The 3,811-nt window shown below is 72.7% G+C and carries 5 protein-coding genes; 1 reads left to right on the forward strand and 4 read right to left on the reverse strand.

Translation table 11 applies throughout. The features are described from left to right. Positions 1 to 163: 163 nt before the first annotated feature. The 4 genes from ACWGIU_RS32375 to ACWGIU_RS32390 form a co-directional block, all read right to left on the reverse strand. Positions 164 to 580 carry a rhodanese-like domain-containing protein gene (locus ACWGIU_RS32375; protein ID WP_453711678.1) on the reverse strand — a complete coding sequence of 139 codons (417 nt, stop codon included), beginning with the start codon at positions 578 to 580 and terminating at the stop codon, positions 164 to 166. Next, positions 571 to 1,119 carry a cysteine dioxygenase gene (locus ACWGIU_RS32380; protein ID WP_453711675.1) on the reverse strand — a complete coding sequence of 183 codons (549 nt, stop codon included), beginning with the start codon at positions 1,117 to 1,119 and terminating at the stop codon, positions 571 to 573. Before ACWGIU_RS32380 ends, ACWGIU_RS32375 begins: the two co-directional genes overlap by 10 nt. A gap of 75 nt (positions 1,120 to 1,194) precedes the next feature. After that, positions 1,195 to 1,281 (reverse strand): putative leader peptide, encoded by an 87-nt coding sequence (locus ACWGIU_RS32385; RefSeq protein WP_453711679.1) that lies wholly within the window; start codon positions 1,279 to 1,281, stop codon positions 1,195 to 1,197. Between the two features lie 32 nt (positions 1,282 to 1,313). Further along, the gene (locus ACWGIU_RS32390) at positions 1,314 to 2,915 is read right to left on the reverse strand and encodes an FAD-dependent monooxygenase (protein WP_453711676.1); all 1,602 of its coding nucleotides are present in this window, start codon (positions 2,913 to 2,915) and stop codon (positions 1,314 to 1,316) included. A 471-nt stretch (positions 2,916 to 3,386) separates the two neighbouring features. Between ACWGIU_RS32390 and ACWGIU_RS32395 the strand changes: the two genes are divergently transcribed. Further along, a complete protein-coding gene (locus ACWGIU_RS32395) occupies positions 3,387 to 3,707 on the forward strand; it encodes a hypothetical protein (protein WP_453711677.1) in 321 nt (106 codons plus the stop codon). Positions 3,708 to 3,811 lie beyond the last annotated feature (104 nt).

Genomic DNA, 3,811 nt, shown 5'->3' on the forward strand with positions numbered 1-3,811 from the left:
ACCCGGAGGGCATGGCCCTGCGGGTCGTGCGCCGCGCGCTCGAGGCGGAGGGCGCCGACGACGCCGACGACCTGGGGTATCCCGGGGAGTGAGCCGGTGGGCCCAGGCGGGGGGAGCCCCCGGGACCGGACGCCGGGATACGCCGATGTGACGGAAGAGTGCCTCAAGCGCCGACGGGGCCGGAACCGGCAGCCGTGACGGGGAGGCCCGCCGACTTCCAGGCCTGGAAACCGCCCGTCAGGTCCGTCGCGCGGTGGAGGCCCAGGGCGTGGAGCGAGGCCGCGGCGAGGCTGGACGCGTAGCCCTCGTTGCAGATCACCACCACCTGGAGGTCGTGGCTCGTGGCCTCGGGGAGACGGTGGCTTCCCCGTGGGTCCAGGCGCCACTCCAGCTCGTTGCGCTCGACCACCAGCGCGCCCGGGATCAGCCCGTCCCGCTCGCGCAGGGCCTGGTAGCGGATGTCCACCAGGACGGCCCCGGCGCGGGAGGCGGCGTACGCCTCCTGCGCGGCCACGCGGCTGTAGCCCGCGCGGACCCGCTCCAGCAGCTCGTCGATGCCGGTCGGGGCGCTCACTGCCAGTCCGCCGGACGCTCGACGTGCTCCAGGCTGAGCACCGGGCCGCTGCGGCTGTAGCGGCGGATCAGCGGGAGCGGCGGGTAGTAGGCGTGCACGGAGATCGCGTGCTCGGCCGGCGACTCGTTGAGGACCTCGTGCACGTGGTGCTCCCGGAAGGCGCGCCCCGAGCCCGCGCCCAGCGTGCGGTGGCGGTCGACGTCCGGGGCCAGCTCCAGGGACTTCCAGCCCTCGGAGGGCAGCCGCACGGTCAGTGAGTGCTCGGTGAGCCGGCCCCGGGCCGTGGCGAATGCGCCCCGCGATTCGGCGTGGTCGTGCCAGCCGGTGCCGGTGCCCGGTGGCCAGCCGATGAGCCATGCCTCGCTGCCGCCCGGACCGTCCAGCCGGATCCAGGTGCGGCCCTCGGGGTCGAGCGGCAGGGAGGACACGATCGCGGGGTCGGCCGCCGTGCGGAGGGCGAAGTCGAGGAGTTCGGCGGCCGTGGGAACCCCGGCCGCGGAGCCGGACTCCGGGGCGTACGAGGGCGCGGATGCGGGTGCAGACATGAAGGGACCGTTCCTGGGTTCGCGAAGGTGCGCGCAGGCCGGTGGACGGCACGGGGCGCGCGGGGGAAGGGCGAATCAGTAGGAAGGGCGACACACGCAGCCCGCGTAGCGGAGCAGGTCCATATGGACCCTCCGCCACAGGCGTACGTCGTTGCCGGTCATTCCGTGAGTGAACCACGGAGTCCCGGAGACGGTCAATCGATCACCACGGTCGGTGTCGGCGCCGGCTTGGGCGCCGGTGTCGTCGTGGAGGGCTTCGGCACCCGGGACGCGGGCGCGCCCGCCCGGACCGCGTCCGCCGCCTCGTACAGCTCCGCCGGGCGGACACCCGCGAAGGTCGCCGCCAGGTGCCCGTCCGGCCGGACGAGCAGCACGGTGTGGGCCGGGGCCCCCGGGTAGCTGTCCGCGACCAGCAGGTCGGTGCGGACCGGGAGGGCGCTCACCGCCGCCGCCAGACGGGGCATCAGTCCGGCGCCGAGCCAGTGGCGCCGGTCCCAGACCCCGGTGCCGGGAGCCACCAGCACGACCAGCAGCCGGGCCTGCCCGAGCAGGTCCCGCAGGGGCACGGTCGCCCCGTCGGGCGCGGTCACCGGGACGTTCGCCACCGGGCCGCCCGGCTCCGTGGCCGTCGGCACCTCCCGGACGGCGACCGGCGGGGCGTACGTGGGCTCCGCGCCCAGCGGCCCGCGCCCGAGGTGGCCGTCGGTGAGCAGCGATTCGGCGGAACGCGCGGCTCCGGGAAGGTAGGTGCGCAGTCCGCCCCCGGCCCGTAGCGAAGGCATCGCCTGGTCGGCCGCGCGCAGGCGGGAGGCGACCGCGGTGCGCCGCTCGTCCTCATAGCTGTCGAGCAGGGACTCAGAGGCTCCCTGTTGCCAGGCCAGGGAGAGTTTCCACGCCAGGTTCTCGGCGTCCCGGAGGCCCTCTTCCACGCCTTGGGTGCCGAGCGCGCCCAGCAGGTGCGCGGCGTCTCCTGCGAGGAAGGCGCGCCCGTCGCGCCAGCGGCGGGCGAGGCGGTGGTGCAGGGTGTGGACCCCGGTGTCGATGAGGTCGTACGGGGGTGTCGTGCCGCCGCACCACACCGCGAGGGTGTCGCGGATGAGGGTCACCAGCGCGTCGGGAGTCACGAGCTCCCCGCGGGGCGGCAGCAGCCAGTCCAGCCGCCAGACTCCGTCGGGCAGCGGCCGGGAGGTGACCTCCTGCGGCGGGCTCCGGTGCAGCAAGGCCTCGCCGGGCCAGGGCAGTTCGGTGCGCAGCGCGGCCACGGCGTGCCGTTCCACGGTGGTGCGGCCGGGGAAGCGGATGCCGAGCAGCTTGCGCACGGTGGAGCGGGCGCCGTCGCAGCCGACCAGGTAACTCCCGCGCCACCAGGTGGTCTCGGCGCCCCGGGTGTGCGCGGTGACGCCTCGGCCGTCCTGCTCCAGTGAGTCCAGTCTGCTGTCGGTGACCAGGTGGACGAGCGGGTGGGCCGCGGCGGCGTCGCGCAGTCCGCGCGTCAGGGCATGCTGCGGCACGTGCAGCGGGGCCGGGTGGTCCTCGAAGGTGATCCGCTGAGCGGGCTGGCGCCGGCGCATGGTCCGCCAGGCGGCGAAGTACGCCCCCTCGTCGCGCAGCGTCGTACAGCCCAGCCGGTGCGCCATGGCCGCCGTTTCGGCATGCAGGACGACGGTACGGGCCGGGCGGACGTCCTCCTTGCCGGGCCCTTCGTCGAGCACGAGGGAGGGCACGCCCGCACCCGCCAGGGCGAGCGACAGGGACAGCCCGACGGGTCCCGCGCCGACGACGATCACCGGGTCCATGGCGCGGCTCCCGATGTCCGGTATGTGATCACAGAACGTATGCAACCCACTGTAGGTGCCCGCGTCAAGTGACACCGGTCGGCGGAGCCGTAACTGGAAGCGTTAAACCCGAAGCGGCCGCCACTTCCGCCGTGCCCGGCACCGCCGCGGACCACCGGGCCGCAGAACGGGCAGCTGTTGCGCACGGGAGTCGGGCCGGCCCGCGCGGTTCGGCTGATTGCCGACATCATGCGGCCACATCAATTTCTCGCGATTCGGCCAGTTTCCGGAATTCATCCCTCTGTTTTCCGGGAGGCGGGCTGGGCGGCATATTTCTCCGTTTCTTTCGGAGGTCGGGGAATACGAGGCTCAAATAACCCTCAGAAGGTCGCTTCTCCGCTTGCCGGGCCCCGGTGGGCGTGGAACTGTCATCCCGTGTACGGGGGATGAGGTAGCACAATTTCCGGATCGCTCAAAAAAGGAATGACGACCATGAAGAAGTGGTACACGGCACTGCTCGCCGGTGCGGCGACGGCACTCCTCGGACTTCAGGGTGTGACGACAGCGACCCCTCCGGGATGGCCGACCGGGTGCACCGACCATAAATCCTCGACCGGTGCGGGCTGGTTAGCCACATGCGGCGACAGTAACGGCGGACACTACAAGGCGGCCGTCATCTGTAAGCGTGCGGACGGCGGCCCCGACGTCAGCGTCCATTCGGTGGCCTGGAAGGACAGGGGCGGGCCTTCCTTCATCGCCTGCCCGCCGTTCACGACGGTAAAGAGCGGCGGCATCATCACAAGGTCCTATTAGCGGACCGGATCGCTCGGTTCTTTCTCCGGTGCGGCCCCCCGCCGAAGGCCGGAGGACGCATCGATGGGTACAACGCAGTGTGGTGCGGCGGATGAGTTCCGCCG

Source organism: Streptomyces sp. NPDC054840, from assembly GCF_053611065.1.